Below are 23,444 nucleotides of genomic sequence, written 5' to 3'. Positions count from 1 at the left end.
CGCCCGCGCCGGGCCCCGTGGCCCCTCCGGTCGCCGACGCTCCCGTACCCGCGCCGCCCGCGCCGCAAGACGGTTACGGCTTCCCGCACCCCGGGATTCCGGCTCCCGCCGCGCCCAACCCCCCGGCCCCGCCGACCGGTTACGGGTTCCCGCAGCCGAGCGCCCCCGCTCCCCAGTCGACCCCACCGCAGGCCGGCGCGCCCCAGCCCCCCGCACCGCAGGCCCCCGGCCCGCAGTCGGGCTACGGTTTCCCCCAGCCCCCGGCTCCGAACGCGCCCCAGGAGGGCGGCTACGGCTTCCCGCAGCAGCCCCACCCGGGACCGCAGCCAGAAGCGCAGCAGGCGCAGCCCCAGCCGCCGGTGGACCCCCGTACCGGAGCCGCCTGGCCACAGCCCATCCGGCACGACCAGCGTCAGCCCACCAACCCTGCCGCCGCCCCGCTCGGGTACACGGCCGCGGTGGAGTTGTCCTCCGACCGGCTGCTCAACAACAAGAAGCAGAAGGCCAAGAGCGGTCGCCCCTCCGGCGGCTCCTCGCGGTTCAAGCTCGGCGGTAAGAAGGAAGAGGCCGAGCGGCAGCGGAAGTTGGAGCTGATCCGGACGCCGGTGCTGTCGTGCTACCGGATCGCCGTCATCAGTCTCAAGGGCGGTGTCGGCAAGACGACGACCACCACCGCGCTCGGCTCCACGCTGGCCACCGAGCGACAGGACAAGATCCTGGCGATCGACGCCAACCCGGACGCGGGCACGCTCGGGCGCCGGGTGCGCCGCGAGACCGGGGCCACCATCCGCGACCTCGTGCAGGCGATCCCGTACCTGAACTCGTACATGGACATCCGGCGGTTCACCTCGCAGGCCGCCTCCGGTCTGGAGATCATCGCCAACGACGTCGACCCGGCCGTCTCCACGACCTTCAACGACGAGGACTACCGGCGCGCGATCGACGTGCTGGGCAAGCAGTACCCGATCATCCTGACCGACTCGGGCACCGGTCTGCTGTACAGCGCCATGCGTGGAGTGCTCGACCTCGCCGACCAGCTCATCATCATCTCCACGCCGTCCGTCGACGGTGCCAGCAGTGCCAGTACGACGCTGGACTGGCTGTCGGCGCACGGGTACGCGGATCTGGTCTCGCGGTCCCTCACCGTCATCTCCGGGGTGCGCGAGACCGGCAAGATGATCAAGGTGGAGGACATCGTCGGCCACTTCGAGACGCGCTGCCGCGGTGTCGTGGTCGTGCCGTTCGACGAGCATCTGGCCGCGGGCGCCGAGGTCGACCTCGACATGATGCGGCCCAAGGTGCGGGAGGCGTACTTCAACCTGTCCGCGATGGTCGCCGAGGACATCGTGCGGCACCAGCAGTCGCACGGGCTGTGGACGAACGACGGCAACCCGCCACCGGTGGCCGCCCCGCCGATGCCGGGTCAGTACCCCTACCCGCAGGGCCAGGGCGCGCCGGGAGTGCCAGGAGCGCCGATGCCGGGACAGCAGCCCCATCCCCAGCAGCCGGGCCAGCCGTACGCGGGGCCACCACAGGCCGGCCAGCCCTATCCGGGGCCTCCCCAGCCGGGCCAGCAGTTCCACCCGGGGCAACCGGGGCAACCGGGGCAACCGGGGCAACCGGGGCAACCGGGGCAACCGGGGCAACCCTATCCGCCGTACCAGGGCCAGCCCCCTCAGACCCCTCCCCCGCCCGCACCCCCACAGCAGTGACCGGACATCGAAGCCGGACGTCGACAACCGGACATCAGTAGCCCGATCGGGCCCTTCAGGGGCACCGTTTCTCGCCGAGGCCCGCGCCCTTCCCCCAGGGTGCGGGCCTTCGCGCGTCCCGGCAGGAAACAGGGCGTCACCCCCTGGCCAGGAGGGCTTCACCGGTCTGAACCAATGAGCGAAAAATTCGCGCCAACTCGTTATTTCCGCAGGCCACACGGGGTTCACGCGCCGTTGACGCGCCGAGACCGCCGCTGATAGACACACACATCAATCCCGCCGGCGTCCCCCGATCACCCTGATCCAGTAGGTCAACCAGCCATCCCTGTGCGAGCGATGACGCGAGGTCACCGACCCATGAACAGACACGATCAGCCCAACAGAGGACGTCTGCGCCCCCGGCTCCTCGCCGCCGCAGCCGCCGCCGCGCTCACCCTCACCGCCGGTCTCGCGACCCCGCTCAACCCGGTCCCGCAACAGGCCCAGGCCAAGGGGAGCCAGCAGGCCAAGGAGAGCAAGAAGGTCCTCACCGTCGCGGTCGCGCAGAGCGTCGACTCGCTGAGCCCCTTCCTGGCCTCGCGCCTGCTCAGTACGAGCATCCACCGGCTCATGTACGAGTACCTGACCAACTACGACCCCGCGGACAACCACACCGTCCCGGGCCTTGCCACCAAGTGGGAGCCGTCCGCCGACAAGCTCACCTGGACCTACACGATCCGCTCGAACTCCACGTGGTCGGACGGCCGGCAGGCCACCGCCGCGGACGCGGCGTGGACGTTCAACAAGATGATGACGGACCAGGGCGCGGCCACCGCCAACGGCAGTTTCGTCACCAACTTCAGGAAGGTCACCGCCCCGAGTCCCACCCAGCTCGTCATCGAGCTGAAGAAACCGCAGGCCACGATGGGCGCGCTCGATGTGCCGATCGTCCCCCAGCACATCTGGGAGAAGGTCAAGGACTTCTCGAAGTTCAACAACGACCAGAGCTTCCCGATCGTCGGCAACGGGCCGTTCGTCCTGACCGACTACAAGCCTGACAGCTATGTGCGGCTGAAGCCGAACAAGACCTTCTGGCGCGGCGCCCCCAAGTTCGACGAGCTGGTCTTCAAGTACTTCAAGGACCAGGACGCCGCGGTGGCCGCCCTGCGCAAGGGCGAGGTCTCCTTCGTCGCGGGCTCCCCCGCGCTGACCCCCGCCCAGGCGGCGTCCCTCAAGGGCGAGCCGAACATCAAGGTCAACGACGCTCCGGGCCGTCGCTTCTACGCCCTCGCCACCAACCCCGGCGCCCAGGCCAAGGACGGCAAGCACTTCGGTGACGGCGCCGAGTCGCTGCTGAACCAGAAGGTGCGCCAGGCGCTCTTCATGGCGATCGACCGCAAGACCCTCGTCGACAAAGTCTTCCAGGGCCACGCCGTCGAGGGCGAGGGATACATCCCGCCGCGCTTCTCCACGTACCACTGGAAGCCGTCGGCGAGTCAGGAGCTCGCGTACGACCCGGCGAAGGCGGCTCAGCTCCTCGACGCGGCGGGCTACAAGAAGAACGCCGACGGCAAGCGCGTCGAGAAGAACGGCAAGCCGATCGACTACCGGATCCTCTGCCACGCCACCGACCCGAACGACAAGGCGGTCGGGCAGTACGTGAAGGAGTGGTTCGGCAAGCTCGGCATCGGTGTCACCCTCAACTGCCTCGACAACGTGACCGACCCCTGGCTGGCCGGCAAGTACGACCTGGCCTTCGACGGCTGGTCCGTCAACCCGGACCCGGACTTCGTGCTGTCCATCCACACCTGCGGGGCACTGCCCGCCACTGCCAAGGACACGGGCGCGACGGACAACTTCATCTGCGACAAGAAGTACGACGAGCTGTACGACCAGCAGCTCGCCGAGTACGACACCGCCAAGCGGGCGGACCTCGTCAAGCAGATGGAGTCACGGCTCTACGACACCGGGTACATGAACGTCATGGCGTACCCGAACGCGGTCGAGGCCTACCGCACCGACCAGATCAAGTCGATCGAGACGATGCCCAAGGCCGCGGGCAACATCTACGGCCAGGACGGTTACTGGAGCTGGTGGTCGGCGGTTCCCGCCGACGCCTCCGGTGCGTCCTCCGACGGATCGAGCTCGACGGGCGTCATCATCGGCATCGTCGCGGGCGTCGTCGTTCTCGTGGGCGTCGGGGCGTTCTTCGCGATGCGACGCCGCGCCACGGCCGAGGACCGCGAGTAGACCTCTCCGTCCGCCGTCCCCGTACCCCGTCGCCCGACACCCACGGGGACCCCATGAACGTACGAGCGAATGAGTAGTTCATGACCGCTGAGGCAACACCCTCGCTGGTCGAGGCGACCGACGGTCCGGCCCAGGCCGGGCCGTCGGTCCGCGGGCCACGGGCGCGCACCACCACCGCGTATCTGCGGTACGTGGCGGGCAAGTTGGGCGGCGCGGCCGTCTCGCTGCTGGCCGTCCTCGTCACCAGCTTCTTCCTCTTCCGGCTCATCCCCGGCGATCCGGTGAAGTACATGACGGGCGGCCGTCAGGTCTCCGCCGGGCAACTCGCCTACTACCGCGTGGAGTTCGGGCTCGACCTGCCGCTGTGGCGGCAGTTCACCGACTACTGCGGCAAGGCCCTCACCGGCGACCTGGGCACCTCGTACCAGTTCCGGGCCCCCGTCATAGACAAGATCTCCGAAGCGCTGCCGAACACCCTCCTGCTCACCGGCACGGCGTTCGTCCTGTACACCGCGCTCGGCATCTTCCTCGGCACCCGCTCCGCCTGGCGCAACGGCGGCACGAGCGACCGCCTCAACACCGGTCTGGCCCTGACGCTGTACTCGATCCCGTCCTTCTGGCTCGGTCTGCTGCTCATCATCGTCTTCTCGGTGGGCATGGGGCCGATCCCAGGCCTGTTCCCGACCGGCGGCATGGAGTCGGGGGGCAAGGAGGGCTTCGCGTACGTCCTCGATGTCGCCCACCATCTGATCCTGCCGGTGGTGACGCTGGTCGCCGTCGAGTACGGGCAGACCCTGCTGGTCACGCGCTCGGCGCTGCTCGACGAGATGGGCAGCGACTATCTGACGACGGCGCGCGCCAAGGGCCTTCGGGACGATCTCGTCCGCCGTCGGCACGCCGTGCCGAACGCGCTGCTGCCGACCGTCACCCTCATCTTCATCAACCTCGGCCGGACGGTCGCGGGAGTGATCCTCGTCGAGACCGTCTTCTCCTGGCCGGGGCTGGGCGGGCTCTTCTACCAGGCGCTGAGCGTGCCCGATCTGCCACTGGTCCAGGGGCTGTTCTTCGTCTTCGCCTCGGCGGTGATCGTGATGAACACCCTGGCCGATCTGATCTATCCGCTGCTGGACCCACGGGTGGGCCGATGACCACGACCGAGTCGGACGGGCCGATGACAACCGAAGCAACCCCGCAGGTGGCCGCAGTCGGCCCGCGCACCCTCGCCTGGCAGCGCCGCCGCCACTCCGCCGTCCGCTTCTGGCGGCAGTACCGCACCCACCGGGCGGGCGTCTTCGGACTCGCCGCCCTCTCCCTCTTCGGGCTGATCGCCCTGACCGCGCCGCTGACCGTCGGCTCCGACGTGCAGAGCGTGACCGACGCGCCGGGCGGCCCGATGGAGAGCCCCAGCGCCCGATTCCCACTCGGCACCGACCAGTTCGGGCGCAATCTGCTCGGGCTCGTGGTGTGGGGTGCCCGGGTCTCGCTGCTCGTCGGACTGCTCGCAGCCGTGCTCTCCGTCGCGATCGGCGCGCTCATCGGGATCACCGCGGGCCACTTCCGCGGCTGGTACGCGACCGTGATCATGCGGATCACGGACTGGTTCCTGGTGATGCCGACGCTGGTGCTCGCGATCGCCCTGATGACCGTGATGTCGCGTTCGATCGGCACGATCATCCTGGCGATCGGCGTCACCACCTGGCCGACGACGGCCCGGCTGGTGCGGGCGCAGACCCTCGCCGTGGAGTCGCGGCCCTACATCGAGCGGGCGAAGGCGCTCGGCGGCGGGCACTGGCACATCATGTCCCGGCACGTGCTGCCCAACGTGATGCCCCTGGTGCTGGCGCAGACCACCCTGATCATCTCCTCCGCGATCCTCGCCGAGGCGACCCTCGCCTTCCTCGGCCTCGGCGATCCGACGGTCGTGTCCTGGGGCGGGCTGCTCCAGGACGCGCGGGAGGCGGGCGCGGTCAGCGCGGGCAAGTGGTGGTACCTGGTGCCGCCGGGGGTCGCGATCGCGGTGGTGGCGCTGGCGTTCACGCTGTGCGGACGCGCGGTCGAGTCGGTCCTCAATCCCAAGCTGGGGGTGACCCGATGAGCACTCCGGCGAAGCGGCGTCTGCTGGAGGTCAGGAACCTCGAGGTGACGTACGCGGGCGGAGCTGCCGCCGTGCGCGGCGTGGACCTCTCCCTGAACGCGGGCCAGAAGCTCGGTATCGCGGGCGAGTCCGGCTGCGGCAAGTCCACACTGGCACTCGCGCTGCTGCGACTGCTGCCCACGGGCACCCGTACGAGCGGGAAGATCCTGCTCGACGGCGAGGACGTGCTGACGATGAAGTGGGGGCGGGTGCGGGCGGTCCGCTGGGCGGGCGCCTCGATCGTCTTCCAGGGCGCGATGCACTCCCTGAACGCCGTGCACCGCATCGGCGACCAGATCGCCGAGCCGATCCTGCTCCACAAGAAGGCGACCCCGGCGGGCGCGAAGAAGAAGACCGGCGAGCTGCTGGAGCACGTGGGTCTGCCCGCCGCCCGCGCGAACGCCTACCCGCACGAGCTGTCCGGCGGGCAGCGCCAACGCGTCATGATCGCCATGGCCCTGGCCTGCGACCCCCGGCTCGTCATCGCCGACGAACCGACCACGGCCCTCGACGTGATGATCCAGGCCCAGATCCTGCGCCTGATCGAACAGCTCGTCGCCGAGCAGGAGTTGGGCCTGATCATGATCAGTCACGACCTCGCCGTGCTCGCCGACACCTGCGACCGGCTCGCGGTGATGTACGCGGGCCGTGTCGTCGAGGAGGGCCCGGCCCGGCAGGTGTACGAGGCGGCCCGGCACCCGTACGGCAAGGCGTTGTCGGCGGCGTTCCCGCGCATCGGCGACGCCGCCTCGCGGTTCGCGCCGCGCGGGCTGCCGGGCGACCCACCGGACCCGTCGGCGCTGCCGTCCGGCTGTACGTTCCACCCCCGCTGTGCGGTGGCGCTGGACAGCTGCGCCACCGAGGATCAGGCACTGCGGGAGGCGGGTGCGGGGCGGTCGGCCGCCTGTGTGCACGCCGGCGTGACCGTCCCCGAGCCGGGCACCCCGGCGGAAGAAGCCAGGAGCAGCGCCCCATGACCACCACCCCTGTGACCTCGCCCCCCGTGACCGCGGCTCCCCTGCTCCGGGCCGAGGGCCTGCACATCGCCTTCCCCGGACGTCACGGCGCCGCCCGCGCGCGTGCCGTCGACGGGGTCGACCTGGACATCCGCCCCGGCGAGATCGTCGCCCTGGTCGGCGAGTCCGGCTGCGGCAAGACGACGCTGGCCCGCTCCCTGCTCGGTCTGGTGCCGCCGACCGACGGCCGCGTCACCTTCGACGGGGCGCCGCTCGACTACTCCGCACGCGCCCTGAAGGCCTACCGCAAGCGCGTCCAGCTGGTCCTGCAGGATCCCAGCGGCTCGCTCAACCCCCGGCACACGGTGTACGACGCGGTCGCCGAGGGGCTGCGCATCCACAGGTACGGCGGCGACGAACGGGCGGCGGTCGCCGAAGCCCTCTCCCGGGCCGGTCTGCGCCCGCCGGAGCGCTTCTTCCTGCGCTACCCGCACGAGCTGTCCGGCGGCCAGCGCCAGCGCGTCGTCATCGCGGGCGCGCTGGTCCTGGAGCCCGAACTCATCGTCGCCGACGAGCCGGTGGCCTCCCTCGACGCGTCGGTACGCGGCGAGATCCTCGCCCTGCTCCTGCGGCTGCGCACCGAACTCGGCCTGTCCGCCCTGGTGGTGACCCACGACCTGGGGCTGGCGTGGAACATCGCCGACCGGGTCGCGGTGATGTACCTGGGCCGGATCGTGGAGACCGGCGAGGTGGAGCAGGTCCTGACCGCGCCCCGGCACCCTTACACCCAGGCCCTGTTGTCCGTCCTCCCGGAGGCCCCGGGCGACCCCGTGGTCCTCACCGGCGAACCCCCGGACCCCTCCCGCATCCCCGCCGGCTGCCGCTTCCACGCGCGCTGCCAGATCCTGGCGAGCGGAGCGGCCGATCGGGCGGGCGTCGCGGACGCGTGCCGGGGCGAGGACCTGGAGGTACTGAACGGCGGCGGCGAGGCACAGGTGGCGTGCCACTGGGCACGGCTCGGCAGGTGAAGCGGGCGGCGTGGGGACGGACGCCCAGTACGTGAAAGGGGCGCCCGGTGCTTTTGAGAGCACCGGCGCCCCTGTGCCGTACGACGAGTCACTCCCCGTCGTAGGCCTCGATCAGCTCGCGCGAGCGCTTCACATCGTCGGCGATGGCTTCCAGCAGCGCCTCGATGGAGTCGAACTTGGCCATGCCGCGGACGTAGGCGAGGAAGTCGACGGCGACGTGCAGGCCGTACAGGTCGAGGCCGACGCGGTCGATGGCGTACGCCTCCACCGTGCGCTCGGTGCCGTCGAACTGCGGGTTGGTGCCGACGGAGATCGCGGCGGGCATCGCCTCACCCTCGACGTGCAGCCAGCCGGCGTAGACGCCGTCGGCGGGGATCGCGGTGTGCGGGAGGGTCTCGACGTTGGCGGTGGGGAAGCCGAGCTCGCGGCCACGCTGGGCGCCGCGGACGACGATCCCCTCGACGCGGTGCGGGCGGCCCAGGATCTCGCGCGCGCCCTCCACATCACCCTCGGCGACCAACCGCCGGGTCAGGGTCGAGGAGAACGGCTGACCGCCCCCGGCGGAACCGCTCACGTACAGCTCCACCACCTCGACGTCGAAGTCGTACGTCTCGCCCTGCTCGCGCAGGAAGTCGACATTGCCGGCCGCCTTGTGGCCGAAACGGAAGTTCGGGCCCTCGACGACGGCCTTGGCGTGCAGCTTGTCGACGAGGACCTTGGCCACGAAGTCGGCGGGCGACAGCTTCGAGAACTCGGTGGTGAAGGGGAGGATGAGCAGCGCGTCCACACCCAGATCGGCGCACAGCTCGGCGCGGCGGTGGTGCGGGGCGAGCAGCGGGGGGTGGCTGCCGGGGCGGACGACCTCGCTCGGGTGCGGGTCGAAGGTCACCACGACGGAGGGAACGCCCAGCTCACGCGCGCGGTCCACGGCATGCTTGATGATCAGCTGGTGTCCGCGGTGCACCCCGTCGTAGGAACCGATGGTGACGACGCTGCGCCCCCAGTCCTCGGGGATGTCCTCCAAGCCACGCCAGCGCTGCACTGTGACCGCTCCTTGTCGAACCCGTGTCCGTGATTGCCTCATTCGCAGCTCTAAGGGTGCCATGCCGAGTGCGCTCGGTTCGCATCGGCATCGGGGTGTGACGCATCGCGCACGGTTCAGGCCGGAACCCGTGGCCCGGCGAGGTTCTCGATCATGCGGCGGCTGCCCGGGCCGACCACCCCCGCCCACTCGTCGGGGGAGTCGGTCAGCCAGCGCGCCATCAGGGTCGCGAAGCCGGGAACCCGACGGGCCAGCTCGACCAGACCGCGGTCGAATCCGGTGGCTCCGGCCGGGGTGCGGACGAGGAGCAGGCCCGTGCGGTGCACCAGCTCCCGGGTGAGTTCCTCGCCCCGGCGGGCCGCGCCGTCCGCGGCGGCCCGCAGCAGGGTGTCGAGAACGGCCGGGTCCTGCTCGTGCGCGAGCAGCAGGTCCAGCAGCTCGCGCCGCAACGGGCCGCAGTCCCGGCTGCCCGGCGCCGCCAGGACGACCGCGAGGGCCGCCCGCACCGGAGCCGGGCAGCCGACCAGCAGACCGCTGACCAGCGGGAAGAGGACAGATCGTGCCGCGGAACCATGTTCGAGGCGCCGGTCGACATACGCGGCCACGTGCCCGGCGGCCTCGGGGCACAGCTCCACCACTTCCCTGACCAGCACGCCGACGCGGCGGGCGAGCGCGGGCGTGGTGACGTCGGCGAGCGTGCGCAATGCCTCCGAGGTGTCCGCGCCCGGCCGTCGCAGCCGGACCCGGAAGGCTTCGAGCACCGGGTCGGGATGCGTGTTCAGGGCCGCGACCAGCGCACTGGCGGGCAGCTGCGGATCGCCGGCGGCGAAGCGCTCCAGCGCCTGCGGCAGGTGCCGGGCCCGGGTCCACGGGTCCCGTACGAGCAGGCCGAGCGCGGCGCCGTGCAGCATGCGGTCGGCGGGGCGGGCGAGCAGGGTCAGCGCCGCGAAGCGCAGCAGCTCGCGGTCGGCCTCGGTGCGTACGTGCGGCGCGGCGCGCAGCCCGTAGACCATCGCCGCCACCCGCCGGGCCGGGCGCTCGTCGTGCGCCCACCGGTCCACCGCGCGGCACACGGCCGAGGGCTCCTCCTCGGCGAGCGCGGCCAGCAGTTCGTCCCCACGCCGGTGGGCACGGTCGATCAGGGCCTCCGTGAGGTCGTCCAGGGCGCGCCGCCGGTGTGCGTACAGCAGGGCCTGCGCGGCGGTCGCCACGGTCGCGTGAGGCGTCGCGGGCAGCGGCCGGTCGTCGTCGAACCAGGGGATGAGGTGGGGCTGTACGGCCGTGGGGTCGGCGGCGAGGAGTCGGGCGACGGCGTCCAGGTGGCGCGGGGCCTCCGCGGGACGGCGGCGGTGGGCGCCGGAGGCGGCGCGGGACCCCTCGGCCGGGCTCGCCTGTCGCGGCGCCCCGTCCGCCACGACCAGGCGCCTGAGCAGATCGAACCGCTCCGCCTCCGGCAACGGCAGCGCCTCCCAGAAGGAGGGCCCGAACTCCGCCGGCACACCCCGGCCTTCGGTCCGCCACGCCACGATCCGCTCGGCGAGCAGCCTCAGCACCCGGGTGTACGGGGTGGCGTCGGGCACGCGCACGAGGACGTCCACGAGGAGGTGGGTGGCCCACCAGATGCCGTCCGCAGCCGGACCATCGTCCCCGGCCGGGTCATCGTCCCCGGCCGGGATGGACTCCTCCGCCAGCAGGTCGTCGACGGCCTCGACGAGGTCTGCGAGGCGGCGGCCCAGCGCACCGGCGCCCTGGTGCCGGGCCAGCAGGAGGAGGGCCTGCACGACGGGGCCGATGCGGTGGCGCGGGACGGGCACGGAACCGCTCTGGGCGGATGGGTGTACGGGGGCCGGCACCCGCTCGGTACGCCAGGCTTCGCGGCGCCGGTGGACCAGGGCGTGCAGGGCCGGGTCCAGGTCCAGGTGGGTGCCCTGGATCCAGTCGGCGAGCTCCTCGTGGGCGAACCGGTAGCCGCTCCCGGCGGGCACCAGGAGGCCCTCGGTGAGGACGGCGGAGGCCCAGCCGGAGACACTCCCCGGGCGGCCTCCGGGGGCGGGCCCCCAGGGGAAGACGGCCTCGAAGGACACACGGTCCAGCCGGCCCTGGCCGGGCCCCAGACAGCGCCGCGCGGCCTCGTGCACCTGGCCGGAGACCTGGGCGGCGAGCCTTCGTACGGCCGTGCCACGCAGCCCGTTCGCCGCCGCGAGCCGGACCGCGACGCGCAGGCACATCAGGTCCAGATGGGCGGTGAAGACCTCCTCCCGGTGGAGTGGCCGGGCCGGCGGGTCCGGCAGCACGGCGCGCAGTTCGGCCAGCAGCCGCAGCGTCAGCGGATGCCGTGCGTCGGCGGCCACCAGCGCGTCCTCGGGGATCCCGGCCCGCGACCGCAGCCGCCGCGCCTCCTCCTCGGTCAAGTCGCCCAGCCGGACGCAGGGCGGAAGCTCCGGGTCGGCGCCGGCCCGGTGCAGCGACTCCGCCGGGAACCGGGTCCCCACCAGCTCCCAGTACTCGGCGCGGCAGGCGACGACGAGCCGCGCCCCGCTCGACCGCAGCCACTCGGCCGTGCCCGCGGTCCACTCGGGCAGCCGGTCGGCGAGGTCGGGCGGCATCTCCTCCGGTCCGTCGAGCAGGAGCAGCAGGGGCCGTCCGGCGGCCCCTGCCAGCCGGGCCAGCCGGTCGGGACCGATGTCGCCGAGCTCTCCGTCGTACCCGCCGGGCGGCAGCACCCCCGGCCCCCGGTGCGCCCCCTCCTCCGGGGCCGCCACGATCCGCCCCGCCCGCTCCAGCGCCCGGGTGGCCGCGTCGGCGACGGAGGTGTCCGTGGCGAGCAGGTCGGCGCCGCGCAGCCAGAGTGTGGGGGCCGGTTCGGTGCCCCGGGTGCGGCGGGCGGCGAGCACCGCGAGCTCCGTCGTACGGCCGCTGCCGGGTGGGCCGACGAGTCCGAGGACGGCGGCCGACCCGCTCTCGAAGGCCGTGAACTCCCGTACGACAGCGGCCCGTTCGACGGTGGCGGGCGCCACGCCGTCGGTGCCCGGGGAGGTCGCGGCTCCGGCGCCGTCCGAGCCCACCGAGGTCGCCGTGAGTGCGAGTACACCTGCCGGATTGAGATCGGCCCCGTACGCGGGAACCGTGGTGGCGTTGCGGTCGAGGAGTTCGGCGAGCGGACCCGTGACGCCGGGAGTGCGCAGGGGGACCGCGAAACCCGCGGCCCGGTGCTCGGTGTGCAGCGCGGTGCCGAGTACCCCGATCACCGCTCCGGTCGAGGCGTCGAGGACCGGTCCCCCGGCCGCCCCACCGCCCAGCCGGAGCGCGTCCGCACCGGCCGTGCCGATCGCCAACTCCAGCGCCTCGTCCAGGAGATGGAGGCGATCGGTCGCCGTGTACGTCACGGTGGTGCTGCCCAGCACCCGGGCCTCGCGCCAGCCGCCCGCGGGGATCCGGACATACGTGCCGGTCTCGACCCGCTCGCGCACGGTGACCGGGAGCGGGTCGAGACCGAGGCCCTCGGTGCGTACGAGCGCCAGATCGGTTTCGGGGAGCGGGGTCACGGCGTCGGCGGTCACCACACAGCTGCGGCCGCCGGGCGCGTGCAGCACGAGGCGGGCCAGACCGTCGACGGCCTCGTGGCTGGTGATCACCGTGCCGTGGTGGTCGGCGACGAAACCCGTGCCGCGCGGACGTCCGGCCAGGTCGCAGACGCGCACCAGAGTCTCGTCCCGCGCGCGGCGGGCATCGTCCGGTGTCTGCTCGTTCCCGGTCCGCAGGCCCCGTCCCGCCATGCTCGAACCTCCCCGCCGTGGTCCTTCCTCCGACGGTAGGCGCCAAATGATCAGCGGGACAGATCACGCGAGAAACGCGCCCCCTTCCGCTCCCTCGGTTCACTCCGAGCGCCTGCCCGAAGGGGTGAATAGGGCAGGGCGGATGGATACACCCTTGGGTGGGGGAACCGAGGGGGACCGTGGAGCGGCGGGCACGAAACCCCGTGACCGCCGCTCCATGGGCAGGCGCCCGAGCTGAACGGGCCTCACCCTCAGCCTGCGCCTCGGCCTCAGCCGAACACGGCGAGGCTCTTCGCCTTGCCCTTCTCTTCCTCCACCAACGCGAGGAACCGGCCCTCGGCGTCGAACACGGCCACCGCGCCCACCCCCGCGTACTCCTCGGGGATCTCCAGGCGTACGCCGTTGAGCAGCAGCCTGGCCCGCTTGGCGTCCACGTCCCAGCGCGGGAACGCGGCCGCGGCGGCCTCGGCGATCGGCATCACGGCCAGCTCCTCCTGGAGCTGGTCGAGGGTGCGCGCGGAGTCGAGCTTGTACGGGCCGACGCGGGTGCGGCGCAGGGCGGTGAGATGACCGCCGACGCCCAGGTCCGCGCCCAGGTCCCGGGCGAGCGCCCGGATGTACGTCCCGGACGAGCAGACCACGGAGACGACCAGGTCGAGCACCGGCGTGCCGTCCTCGGCCACGGCGTCCCGGATGTCGTACACCGCGAAGGAGGAGACCGTCACCGGGCGGGCCGGGATCTCGAAGTCCTCGCCCTCGCGTGCCCGCTTGTACGAGCGCACGCCGTCGATCTTGATGGCGCTGACCTTGGACGGCACCTGCATGATCCGCCCGGTGAGCTGGGCGACCCCGGCGTCGATGGCCTCCCGGGTCACCCGAGAGGCGTCGGTGGACGAGGTGATGTCGCCCTCGGCGTCGTCCGTCAGCGTGTCCTGGCCGAGCCGGATGGTCCCCAGGTACTCCTTCTCGGTGAGCGCGAGGTGCCCGAGGAGCTTGGTCGCCTTCTCGACGCCGAGGACGAGCACGCCCGTCGCCATGGGGTCGAGGGTGCCGGCGTGTCCGACGCGGCGGGTCCTGGCGATCCCGCGCATCTTGGCGACCACGTCGTGCGAAGTGAAGCCCGACGGCTTGTCGACGATGACAAGCCCGTCGGGCGTCTTGGTCTTCTGCGTCATTCCGCGGCGTCGCCGTCCGTCTCGTCGTCCTCGCCCGGCTTCTTGTACGGGTCCGCGTCACCGGCGAAGGTGGCACCGGCCGAGACCTCGCGCACCTTCGCGTCCGAGGCCCGCGCCTTGTCGAGCAGGTCCTCGATCGTCTTGGCGGTGTCCGGCAGGGCGTCCGCGACGAAGGTCAGCGTCGGTGTGAACTTCACGCCCGCCGCCGCGCCGACCGCCGAGCGGAGCACGCCCTTGGCGCTCTCCAGGCCCGCGGCCGCGGCAGCGCGCTCCTCGTCGTCCCCGTAGACCGTGTAGAAGACGGTCGCCTCCCGGAGGTCCCCGGTGACCCGGGTGTCCGTGATGGTGACATGGGTGCCGAGCCGCGGGTCCTTGATCCCACGCTGCAGCTTCTGGGCCACCACCTCTCGGATGAGGTCCGCCAGCCTCTTGGCACGCGCGTTGTCGGCCACTGGTCCGTCTCCTTCTTCGCCTTGCTTGTTCCGTCAGTCTTCGTCTGTATGAAGTCTGCGCCGTACCGACAGCAGCTCCACCTCCGGTCGCGCCGCGACGAACCGCTCGCACCGGTCCAGTACGTCGGTGAGGTGCTCGGTGTCTCCGGAGACCACCGCCAGGCCGATCTCGGCCCTGCGATGAAGGTCCTGGTTGCCCGTCTCCGCCACGCTCACCGCGTACTTCCGCTGGAGTTCAGCGACGATCGGCCGGACGAGAGAGCGTTTCTCCTTGAGCGAGTGCACATCGCCGAGGAGCAGGTCGAAGGACAGCGTCCCCACATACATGTGTAACCGGATGTCCCGCCGGTACGGGATAGATGGCCTGCCAATGCGCTTGGCAGGGACATCAGAACCGTACAACGAACCCCTGGCTCGCTCGACGGAGTTTCGCCCCCGCACCGGCGAGGGGCCGTTCACACAGTTCCCCGCGTCCCTGAAAGGGGCGCGGGGAACTGCGCGATCTTCCAAACGGCAAGCTGGCCGACGGTGACTTCTCACCGTCGGCCAGCTCGAGCCACTGCTTACGCCCGCGGCTTCTCGCGCATCTCGTACGTCGCGATGACGTCGTCGACCTTGATGTCGTTGAAGTTTCCGAGGTTGATACCACCCTCGAAGCCTTCGCGGATCTCGGTGACGTCGTCCTTGAAGCGACGCAGCCCGGAGATGTTGAGGTTCTCCGCGATGACCTTGCCGTCGCGGACGAGTCGCGCCTTGGTGTTGCGCTTGACCTCGCCCGAGCGGACCAGGACACCGGCGATGTTGCCCAGCTTGGACGACTTGAAGACCTCGCGGATCTCCGCCGTGCCGAGCTCGACCTCCTCGTACTCCGGCTTGAGCATGCCCTTGAGGGCCGCCTCGATCTCCTCGATGGCCTGGTAGATCACCGAGTAGTACCGGACGTCGACGCCCTCGCGCTCCGCCATCTGCGCCGCGCGGCCCGCAGCGCGGACGTTGAAGCCGATGACGATGGCGTCGGAGCCGGTCGCCAGGTTGATGTCGGACTCGGTGACCGCACCCACACCGCGGTGCAGGACACGGATGTCGACCTCGTCGCCGACGTCGAGCTGGAGCAGCGAGGACTCGAGGGCCTCCACCGAACCGGACGCGTCGCCCTTGATGATGAGGTTGAGTTCCTGTACCAGACCGGCCTTGAGGGCCTCGTCCAGGTTCTCCAGGGAGAACCGGACACCCCGGCGGGCGAAGTTGGCGTTGCGCTCACGCGCCGCGCGCTTCTCGGCGATCTGACGCGCCGTGCGGTCCTCGTCGACAACCAGGAAGTTGTCGCCGGCGCCCGGGACGTTGGTGAGACCCAGGACCAGGACGGGGGTCGACGGACCCGCTTCCTCGACGTTGTTGCCGTTGTCGTCGAGCATCGCCCGGACACGGCCGTACGCGTCGCCGACCACCATCGTGTCGCCGATGCGCAGCGTGCCGCGCTGGACCAGGACCGTCGAGACGGCACCACGGCCGCGGTCGAGGTGGGACTCGATCGCGATGCCCTGCGCGTCCTGCTCCGGGTTGGCCCGCAGGTCGAGCGAGGCGTCCGCGGTCAGGACCACGGCCTCCAGCAGCTGGTCGATGTTCAGACCCTGCTTGGCGGAGATGTCGACGAACATCGTGTCGCCGCCGTACTCCTCGGCCACCAGACCGAACTCGGTGAGCTGACCGCGCACCTTGACCGGGTCCGCGCCCTCGACGTCGATCTTGTTGACCGCGACCACGATCGGCACGTCGGCCGCCTTGGCGTGGTTCAGCGCCTCGATCGTCTGGGGCATCACACCGTCGTTGGCCGCCACCACGAGGATCGCGATGTCGGTCGACTTGGCACCACGGGCACGCATGGCGGTGAACGCCTCGTGACCCGGGGTGTCGATGAAGGTGATGCGACGCTCTTCTTCGTTGACCTCGGTCGTGACCTGGTACGCACCGATGTGCTGCGTGATACCGCCGGCCTCGCCCGCGACGACGTTCGTCTTGCGGATGGTGTCGAGAAGGCGGGTCTTACCGTGGTCGACGTGACCCATGACGGTCACGACCGGCGGACGCGCGACGAGGAACTCCTCGCCACCCTCGTCCTCGCCGAACTCGATGTCGAAGGACTCGAGCAGCTCGCGGTCCTCCTCCTCGGGGCTGACGATCTCGAGGACGAAGTTCATCTCGTCCGCGAGGAGCTTCAGCGTCTCGTCGGAGACGGACTGCGTGGCAGTGACCATCTCGCCGAGGTTCATCATCACGCCGACGAGCGACGCCGGGTTGGCGCCGATCTTCTCCGCGAAGTCGGTGAGGGACGCACCGCGCGACAGGCGGACGGACTGTCCGTTGCCGCGAGGCAGCATCACGCCGCCGACCGACGGGGCCTGCATGGCCTCGTACTCCTGGCGCCTCTGCCGCTTCGACTTGCGACCACGACGCGCCGGACCGCCGGGACGGCCGAACGCACCCTGCGTGCCACCACGGCCACCGGGACCACCCGGACGACCGCCGAAGCCGGGACGGCCACCGCCGCCACCGCCGGGACCACCGGGACGACCGGCGAAACCGCCGCCGCCACCGCCGGGACCGGCCGGACGACCGGCGAAACCGCCACCGCCGCCACCGGGACGACCGGCGAAGCCGCCGCCACCCGGACGACCGCCGCCGCCACCGGGACCACCGGGACGACCGCCGCCGCCACCCGGACCGCGGCCACCGGGGCCACCGCCGGGACGCGGACTGCCCGCAGCGGGACGCTGCGGCATCATGCCGGGGTTGGGACGGTTACCGGCGGGGCCACCGCCGGGACGCGGAGCGCCACCCTGCGGACGAGGCATGCCGCCCGGAGTCGGACGGGCACCGCCCGGACCGCCCTGCGGGCGCGGAGCGCCGCCGGGACCGCCCTGGGGACGGGGACCACGGTCCTGACCCGCGCCCTGCGGACGCGGAGCGCCGCCGGGACGGTCACCACCGGGACGCGGGGCACCGCCCGGACGGGGCGCCTGCGGGCGCGCCATACCGGTGGAGCCACCAGAGGTGAACGGGTTGTTGCCCGGACGCGGGCCGGCCGGACGAGCGCCGGGACGCGGTGCCTGGCCGCCGGGACGCGGGGCGCCCTGACGGTCGCCGCGCTCGGGACGGTCGCCGCGACCCTGACCACCCTGACCGGGACCACCGGCCGGACGGGCACCGCCCGGACGCGGAGCCTGGCCGCTGGGACGCGGGGCGCCCGGACGGGGACCTGCGGCGGGAGCCGCGGGAGCCGACGGGGGCGCGGTGAACTCGGCCGCGACCGGAGCCGGAGCCGCCGGAGCGGGCTTCGGGGCGGGCTTGGGACCCGGAGTCGGGCGCGGACCCGCAGCAGCCGGGGTGACCGGAGCCGCCGGAGCTGCCGGAGTGACCGGAGCAGCGGCCGGGCGCTCGGCCACGGCCGGCTTCGGGGCCGGCGGGCGCGGGGCGGCCGGACGGGCAGCCTGCGCCGGAGAGGGGGCACCCGGCTTCGCCGGGGCAGCCTTACGTGCGGGGGCGGGCTTGCCGCCACCGCTGCCCTGCTGCAGGGCGTCAGTCAGTTTGCGTACAACGGGCGCCTCGATCGTCGAGGACGCCGAACGGACGAATTCACCGAGCTCCTGGAGCTTGGCCATGACGACCTTGCTCTCAACCCCGAACTCCTTGGCGAGTTCGTATACCCGGACCTTAGCCACTTCGCTCCTTTTAGGTCCGGGTTGCGTCCGGACCGTCGCTACTTCATGGGCGTACTCATCGCGTGCTCATCGAGTGCTCATCGCAATCTCGACCTACTTCCAACTCGCGGGGTACCAGGGCCGCACGGGGGTTCCGTACGACGCTCCTTACGGTGTTGCCTGCTCGACGTAGAGGCGCAACGCCGCTGTGTCGAGCGGTCCCGGGGCACGCAGCGCCCTTGGGAACGCCCGGCGGCGTACCGCCAGGTCGAAACAGACCAGGGCGGGGTGCACATAAGCGCCCCGGCCGGGCAGCGTACCGCGATGATCGGGGACGCATTCACCCTCGACCGCCACGGTCCGCAGCAGATCAGTCTTGGCCGCTCGCTCCCGGCACCCCACACAGGTGCGTTCAGGGCATGCGCGGGCTCGCGTCCGGCCAGACACTCTTAAGTCTACCTCCCCGCACCGACCTCACCCCTTTGGGGCAAGAATCGAACGGTTGTTGTCGTGATCTAAGCCACCTACGGCTCAGAACTATTCCCGGTGCTGGTCCGCGCCGCGCCGAGCGGTCTCGTCGGACGGCTGCTCGGTGTCCGGGCGGATGTCGATGCGCCAGCCGGTGAGGCGGGCCGCGAGGCGGGCGTTCTGGCCCTCCTTGCCGATCGCAAGCGACAGCTGGTAGTCCGGGACGGTCACGCGCGCGGAGCGGGCCGCGAGGTCCACGACCTCGACCTTGGAGACACGGGCCGGGGAGAGCGCGTTCGCCACCATCTCGGCCGGGTCGTCCGACCAGTCGACGATGTCGATCTTCTCGCCGTTCAGCTCGGCCATCACGTTGCGCACCCGGCCGCCCATGGGGCCGATGCAGGCGCCCTTGGCGTTCAGACCCGAACGGGTGGACCGGACGGCGATCTTCGTACGGTGACCGGCCTCGCGTGCGATCGCGGAGATCTCGACGGACCCGTCGGCGATCTCCGGAACCTCCAGCGCGAAGAGCTTCTTCACCAGATTGGGATGCGTACGCGACAGGGTGACGGACGGACCGCGTACGCCCTTCGCCACCCGAACGACGTACGAGCGCAGCCGCACCCCGTGCTGATACGTCTCTCCTGGGACCTGCTCCTGCACCGGCAGGATGGCCTCCAGCTTGCCGATGTCGACGAGCACGTTCTTGGGGTCGCGTCCCTGCTGCACGACACCCGTGACGATGTCGCCCTCACGCCCGGCGTACTCACCGAGCGTCGCGTCGTCCTCGGCGTCCCGCAGGCGCTGCAGGATGACCTGCTTGGCGGTGGTCGCGGCGATCCGGCCGAACCCCGACGGGGTGTCGTCGAACTCGCGCGCCTCCTGCCCCTCCTCCAGGTCCTCGGGGTCCTCCTTCGCCCACACGGTCACATGGCCGGTCTCCCGGTCGAGCTTGACGCGCGCGTGGCGGCGGCTTCCCTCGGTGCGGTGGTAGGCGATGAGGAGGGCCGACTCGATCGCCTCGACCAGCAGGTCGAAGGAGATCTCCTTCTCCCGCACCAAGCCCCGCAGGGCACTCATGTCGATGTCCACGGCTACGCCTCCTCTGCGTTCTCTTCGTTCTTGTTCTTACGGTTGAACTCGACCTGGACGCGGGCCTTGGCGATGTCCTGGAAGACGAGCCGCCTGGCGGTGGGCTTGCGCCCCTTCACGCCCGGCACCTCGACATCGACTCCTTCTTCGTCCACGTCGAGGATTCTCGCGATCAACTCGCCGCCGTCTCCCAGCTGGAACTTCACCAGGCGGTCCATGGCGCGTACGTAGTGACGGTGCTCCTTGAGCTCGCGCTCGGCACCGGGGGTTCCGACCTCGAGGGTGTACTCGCCCTCGCCCATCGCGTCCGTCTCGTCGAGCTTCGCCGAGAGCGCGCGGCTCACATCGGCGATCGCGTCCAGGTCGGCGCCTTCGTCCGAATCGACGACTACACGCAGCACACGCTTGCGTCCGACCGAGTCCACTTCGACCTCTTCGAGGTCGAGTCCCTGAGAGCTGACGAGCGGTTCCAGCAGTACTCGCAGCCTCTCGCTCTGGGTGGTGCTCATCCGGGTGACTCCTCGGCCGCGTGTGCTGTTGTGGGTTGGTCGTGTGTCTGCTCAAAGGGTATCCGGTCGCGGAGGGTGTTGCCGTCCACCGTCCCCCGCCCCCGACGGGGCTCTCCCAAGGGGCGCGGGGAATGGCGCACCCGACAGGTCCCGGGCCGAGCGGCGGTGGCGAGCCCATGGGGGTCGATCGCGTGGGGCACGGGTACCGTGATCACGGGCGTGCCGCCCTCCCTTTCGTACGAGCCTGCCGAGGACGTCTGCCGTGCCGTTCACCCTGCCGTCGCGCACCCTCTCGGGGCCGCGCCGAAGGAGCCTGCTCGCCTCCGCCGCGGGCGCCTTCGTGCTCGTGGGCTGTTCCGCCCCCGAGCCGTCCACCGTCACCACCGTCCGGAGCCCCTCGGCCGCCGACCGGACACGCGCGCGTGCGGCCCGCGACAGCGAGTCGCTCGCGGCGCGCTACTCCGCCGTGATCACCGCCCATCCCCCATTGGCGGCCCGGCTGAAGCCACTGCGGGCGGAGGTCGTACGGCACGCGCAGGCGTTCGGGGGCAGCGGAACCGCCGGCAGTCGGCCCTCCGCCTCCGGCTCGCCCTCGTCCTCCGCCTCGGCGCACCCCAGCCCCTCCCCCACCGTGCCCGCCCAGGAGAAGGACGCCCTCGCCGACCTCGCGACCGCCGAGCGCACCTTGGCCGACCAGCGGACGAAGGCCCTGCTGACGGTCCCGGGCGAGCTGGCCAGGCTGCTCGCCTCGGTGGCCGCGGCCGGAGCCGCACACGCGTTCCTGCTGACGGAGGGTGCCAAGTGAGCACGACCGAGGACACGAAGAGCGCCAAGGCCGCCGAGCTCGGCGCGTTGCAGGCCGCGCTCGCCGCCGAGCACGCCGCCGTCTACGGGTACGGCGTCGTCGGCGGCAGGATCGACGAGGCTCGCCGGGGCGAGGCCCGGTCGGCGTACGACGCCCATCGGGCGCGGCGCGACGAACTCGCGCGCGCCGTACGGGACCTGGGCGGCAGGCCGGAGGCCTCGGCGGCGGCGTACGCGCTGCCGTTCGCCGTGAAGGGCTCCGCCGCGGCCGTACAGCTCGCGGCCGACCTGGAGGAACGCGTGGCCGGGGTGTACTCCGACCTCGTACGCGCCTCCTCGGGCGATCGGCGGCGCTCGGCCGCCGAGGCGCTGCGGGAGGCGGCGGTGCGGGCGGTGCGTTGGCGCGGCGAGAGCGTAGCCTTCCCTGGTCTCGCCGAGCGGGCGGCCCCCTCGGCCACCCCTGCCGCGGCGACGCCGTCGCCCTCGTGACGCGCCCCTGACGACCCGGACGAGACGACCCGGACGACCTGGACCAGCTGGAAAGGAACACCTCGCGCAATGGACTCGCGCATGGCCTTCGAACCGCCGCGGCGCCTGGTACGGGCACTCGGCGAGACGCAGCGGAGCGCGTCCAACGGCTCCGGCGGGTCCAACGGGACGGGCGAGTGGCTGGACAAGCTGCCCGTGCTGGCGCAACAGGCGGTCGATCTACGCGAGTTGACCGTGGAGCGGGTGCAGGCACCCGGCGGTCGCAGCAGCCTCGTCCTGCTCGTCCGGCAGGCCGACGGGACGCCCGCCGTGCTGAAGCTGGCGCCGCCGCGGGCCCGTCCGGAGAGCGAGCGGGCCGCTCTCGCCCACTGGGACGGACGGGGCGCCGTACAGCTCCTCAACCCCGCCGACGCGCAGGGCGACACCCACGGCGTACTGCTGTTGGAGCGCTTGCGTCCCGATCTGTCCGTGCGTTCGCTGCCGGAGGCGAAGGCCCTGCTGGAGGCCGCCGGGACGCTGCGGCGGCTGTGGGTCGAACCGCCCGCCACTCATGTCTTCGAGACCGTCGCCGAGCGGACCGGGCGGCAGGCCGAAGCGATGCGGGCGGCGGCGAGTGCCGACACCGAGGTCGCGCCACTGGTCGACGCGGCGCTCGCGGCCCGCGAGGAACTTCTCGCCGGACCGCCCGAGGAGCGGCTGCTGCACGGCACCTTCCGGCAGAGCAAGGTGCTCGCCGGTGAGCGCATGCCCTGGCTGGCCGTGGGCCCGGACCCGGTGGTCGGCGAGTGCGCCTTCGACCTGGCCCGGCTGGTCCGGGACCGGGTGGAGGACCTGATCGCATCCCCTTCGGGGTCGTCGATCACACGGCGACGGGTGAAGCGGCTCGCCGAGTCCCTGGAGGTGGACCAGGAGCGGCTGCGGGGCTGGACGTTGTTCCGGGCGGTCGAGTCCGGCGTACGGGCGGGGCGAGTCGGGCGTCCGCGGGACGCGGAGCTGTTGCTGGAGTTCGCGGGCTGGCTCTGACTGACCGCCCCGACCCCTAACTTCCCCGTGCGGTGGCGAGTTTGAGGGCCAGTACGGGGCAATCGGCGGCGGCTCCGCGGGCGTGTTTCAGGGTGGTGGGCGGAAGGAGGACCTCGCCCAGGCGCGGGTAGCCCCACTCGTCGAGCGTGAGGGTGTTCGGGGAGGAGTTCCGCGCACAGGCCGTGGCCCTGGCAGGCGGTCCAGTCGACCTCCAGGCGGTGCGTGCGGTCCGCACGGTCGGTGCGGTGGGCGTGGCGGGCCATGTCAGCTCCTGTTCGCGGGGACGGGCAGCAGCGGGGAGTGGTCGGTCGCCGTGCAGTGGCCCGCGGCGTGCGCGTCGAGTTCGGCGGCGAAGGTCGTGAGTGCGCTGCGCACCAGGCGGACCGTGCCGTCGGGGTGGTGGCAGGCGCCGCGGCCCTCGACGAGTCCGGCCCAACGGGCGATGTCCTCGCGGGTGCCGCCCTGCGGCCCCGGTGCGGCCAGGGTCGGGAAGGTGGCGGCGATACGGGGCAGACCGTTGAGGCAGGGTCCGCACTGGCCGGCCGATTCGAGGGCCAGGTAGCGCAGCACACGGGCGGTCTCGGCGAGGCCGCAGCGGCTGGGGGGCAGCGCGGCGAGGACGCCCGCGCCGATCGCTGTCGCTGCCCGTGGTCGACGACCCCGAACCGGACGACTCTGTACGCGTCGCACTCGTCGTGCCGCTCGTAGCCGTGTCCGCGTCCGCCTGCATCGTGCCGACCAGGGCGAAGACCCCGGCCGCCGCCGCCAGCGTGACCGCCGCCGCGGCCGCCGCCGTACGCCGTGCTCCTCTGCGGACCGCCTCGGCGGCCCCCCGCTCGCTGCCTGTCATGGCTGCT

General features: G+C 72.0%; 19 protein-coding genes. 9 read left to right on the top strand and 10 right to left on the bottom strand.

Translation table 11 applies throughout. The annotated features are described in order from the left end of the window. Positions 1-17: 17 nt before the first annotated feature. The 6 genes from AAFF41_RS51725 to AAFF41_RS33930 all read left to right on the top strand — a co-directional run bounded on the left by AAFF41_RS51725 (position 18) and on the right by AAFF41_RS33930 (position 8,059). Complete coding sequence (locus tag AAFF41_RS51725; protein WP_425526181.1) at positions 18-1,712, top strand: MinD/ParA family ATP-binding protein; 1,695 nt, start codon at positions 18-20, stop codon at positions 1,710-1,712. Between the two features lie 357 nt (positions 1,713-2,069). Next, a complete protein-coding gene (locus AAFF41_RS33950) occupies positions 2,070-3,941 on the top strand; it encodes an ABC transporter substrate-binding protein (protein WP_319747357.1) in 1,872 nt (623 codons plus the stop codon). Between the two features lie 80 nt (positions 3,942-4,021). After that, the gene (locus AAFF41_RS33945) at positions 4,022-5,089 is read left to right on the top strand and encodes an ABC transporter permease (protein WP_343325132.1); all 1,068 of its coding nucleotides are present in this window, start codon (positions 4,022-4,024) and stop codon (positions 5,087-5,089) included. Between the two features lie 23 nt (positions 5,090-5,112). Then, positions 5,113-6,036, top strand: coding sequence for an ABC transporter permease (locus AAFF41_RS33940; RefSeq protein ID WP_319747353.1), 924 nt, complete (start codon positions 5,113-5,115; stop codon positions 6,034-6,036). After that, positions 6,033-7,052, top strand: a complete 1,020-nt coding sequence (locus tag AAFF41_RS33935) for an ABC transporter ATP-binding protein (RefSeq protein WP_319747351.1) — start codon at positions 6,033-6,035, stop codon at positions 7,050-7,052. Before AAFF41_RS33940 ends, AAFF41_RS33935 begins: the two co-directional genes overlap by 4 nt. Continuing rightward, a complete protein-coding gene (locus AAFF41_RS33930) occupies positions 7,049-8,059 on the top strand; it encodes an ABC transporter ATP-binding protein (RefSeq protein ID WP_319747349.1) in 1,011 nt (336 codons plus the stop codon). Before AAFF41_RS33935 ends, AAFF41_RS33930 begins: the two co-directional genes overlap by 4 nt. An 88-nt stretch (positions 8,060-8,147) precedes the next feature. Here the strand turns inward: AAFF41_RS33930 and AAFF41_RS33925 are convergent, their stop codons facing one another. The 9 genes from AAFF41_RS33925 to rimP form a co-directional block, all read right to left on the bottom strand. Then, positions 8,148-9,101: a bifunctional riboflavin kinase/FAD synthetase gene (locus AAFF41_RS33925; RefSeq protein WP_067371263.1), complete on the bottom strand. Its 954-nt coding sequence runs from the start codon at positions 9,099-9,101 to the stop codon at positions 8,148-8,150. Between the two features lie 116 nt (positions 9,102-9,217). Further along, positions 9,218-12,877: a trypsin-like peptidase domain-containing protein gene (locus AAFF41_RS33920; RefSeq protein WP_343325131.1), complete on the bottom strand. Its 3,660-nt coding sequence runs from the start codon at positions 12,875-12,877 to the stop codon at positions 9,218-9,220. Positions 12,878-13,146: 269 nt separating this feature from the next. Next, positions 13,147-14,052 (bottom strand): tRNA pseudouridine(55) synthase TruB, encoded by a 906-nt coding sequence (truB, locus tag AAFF41_RS33915; protein ID WP_343325130.1) that lies wholly within the window; start codon positions 14,050-14,052, stop codon positions 13,147-13,149. After that, entirely contained in the window at positions 14,049-14,504 is a 456-nt protein-coding gene (gene rbfA, locus AAFF41_RS33910) for a 30S ribosome-binding factor RbfA (RefSeq protein ID WP_054232827.1), read from the bottom strand. Before rbfA ends, truB begins: the two co-directional genes overlap by 4 nt. Positions 14,505-14,537: 33 nt before the next feature. Next, the gene (locus AAFF41_RS33905; RefSeq protein ID WP_143609353.1) at positions 14,538-14,831 is read right to left on the bottom strand and encodes a DUF503 domain-containing protein; all 294 of its coding nucleotides are present in this window, start codon (positions 14,829-14,831) and stop codon (positions 14,538-14,540) included. A 236-nt stretch (positions 14,832-15,067) separates the two neighbouring features. Then, positions 15,068-18,223 (bottom strand): translation initiation factor IF-2, encoded by a 3,156-nt coding sequence (gene infB / locus AAFF41_RS33900; RefSeq protein ID WP_143603085.1) that lies wholly within the window; start codon positions 18,221-18,223, stop codon positions 15,068-15,070. Positions 18,224-18,370: 147 nt separating this feature from the next. Next, positions 18,371-18,649 (bottom strand): YlxR family protein, encoded by a 279-nt coding sequence (locus AAFF41_RS33895; protein ID WP_082417223.1) that lies wholly within the window; start codon positions 18,647-18,649, stop codon positions 18,371-18,373. A gap of 90 nt (positions 18,650-18,739) precedes the next feature. Continuing rightward, positions 18,740-19,762: a transcription termination factor NusA gene (gene nusA / locus AAFF41_RS33890; RefSeq protein ID WP_054232831.1), complete on the bottom strand. Its 1,023-nt coding sequence runs from the start codon at positions 19,760-19,762 to the stop codon at positions 18,740-18,742. 2 nt (positions 19,763-19,764) lie between these two features. After that, positions 19,765-20,271: a ribosome maturation factor RimP gene (gene rimP, locus AAFF41_RS33885; protein WP_319747342.1), complete on the bottom strand. Its 507-nt coding sequence runs from the start codon at positions 20,269-20,271 to the stop codon at positions 19,765-19,767. 262 nt (positions 20,272-20,533) lie between these two features. On the opposite strand from rimP, the gene AAFF41_RS33880 reads away from it, so the two are divergent. From AAFF41_RS33880 to AAFF41_RS33870, 3 genes are all read left to right on the top strand, one after another. After that, positions 20,534-21,076, top strand: coding sequence for a hypothetical protein (locus AAFF41_RS33880; protein ID WP_319747340.1), 543 nt, complete (start codon positions 20,534-20,536; stop codon positions 21,074-21,076). Beyond that, complete coding sequence (locus tag AAFF41_RS33875; protein WP_319747335.1) at positions 21,073-21,564, top strand: ferritin-like domain-containing protein; 492 nt, start codon at positions 21,073-21,075, stop codon at positions 21,562-21,564. The genes AAFF41_RS33880 and AAFF41_RS33875 overlap by 4 nt, the downstream gene beginning before the upstream one ends. 81 nt (positions 21,565-21,645) lie before the next feature. Then, on the top strand, positions 21,646-22,587 hold the full coding sequence (locus AAFF41_RS33870) for an aminoglycoside phosphotransferase family protein (RefSeq protein WP_319747431.1): 942 nt from the start codon (positions 21,646-21,648) through the stop codon (positions 22,585-22,587). Between the two features lie 264 nt (positions 22,588-22,851). On the opposite strand, the gene AAFF41_RS33865 is transcribed toward AAFF41_RS33870, so the two are convergent. Then, on the bottom strand, positions 22,852-23,277 hold the full coding sequence (locus tag AAFF41_RS33865) for an NADH-ubiquinone oxidoreductase-F iron-sulfur binding region domain-containing protein (protein ID WP_343325129.1): 426 nt from the start codon (positions 23,275-23,277) through the stop codon (positions 22,852-22,854). Between the last annotated feature and the right edge of the window lie 167 nt (positions 23,278-23,444).

It is taken from the genome of Streptomyces mirabilis, from assembly GCF_039503195.1.
GTDB lineage: Bacteria > Actinomycetota > Actinomycetes > Streptomycetales > Streptomycetaceae > Streptomyces > Streptomyces mirabilis_D.
The sequence above is the reverse complement of the archived record's forward strand: the minus strand, read 5'-3'. Positions and strand labels throughout refer to the sequence as shown.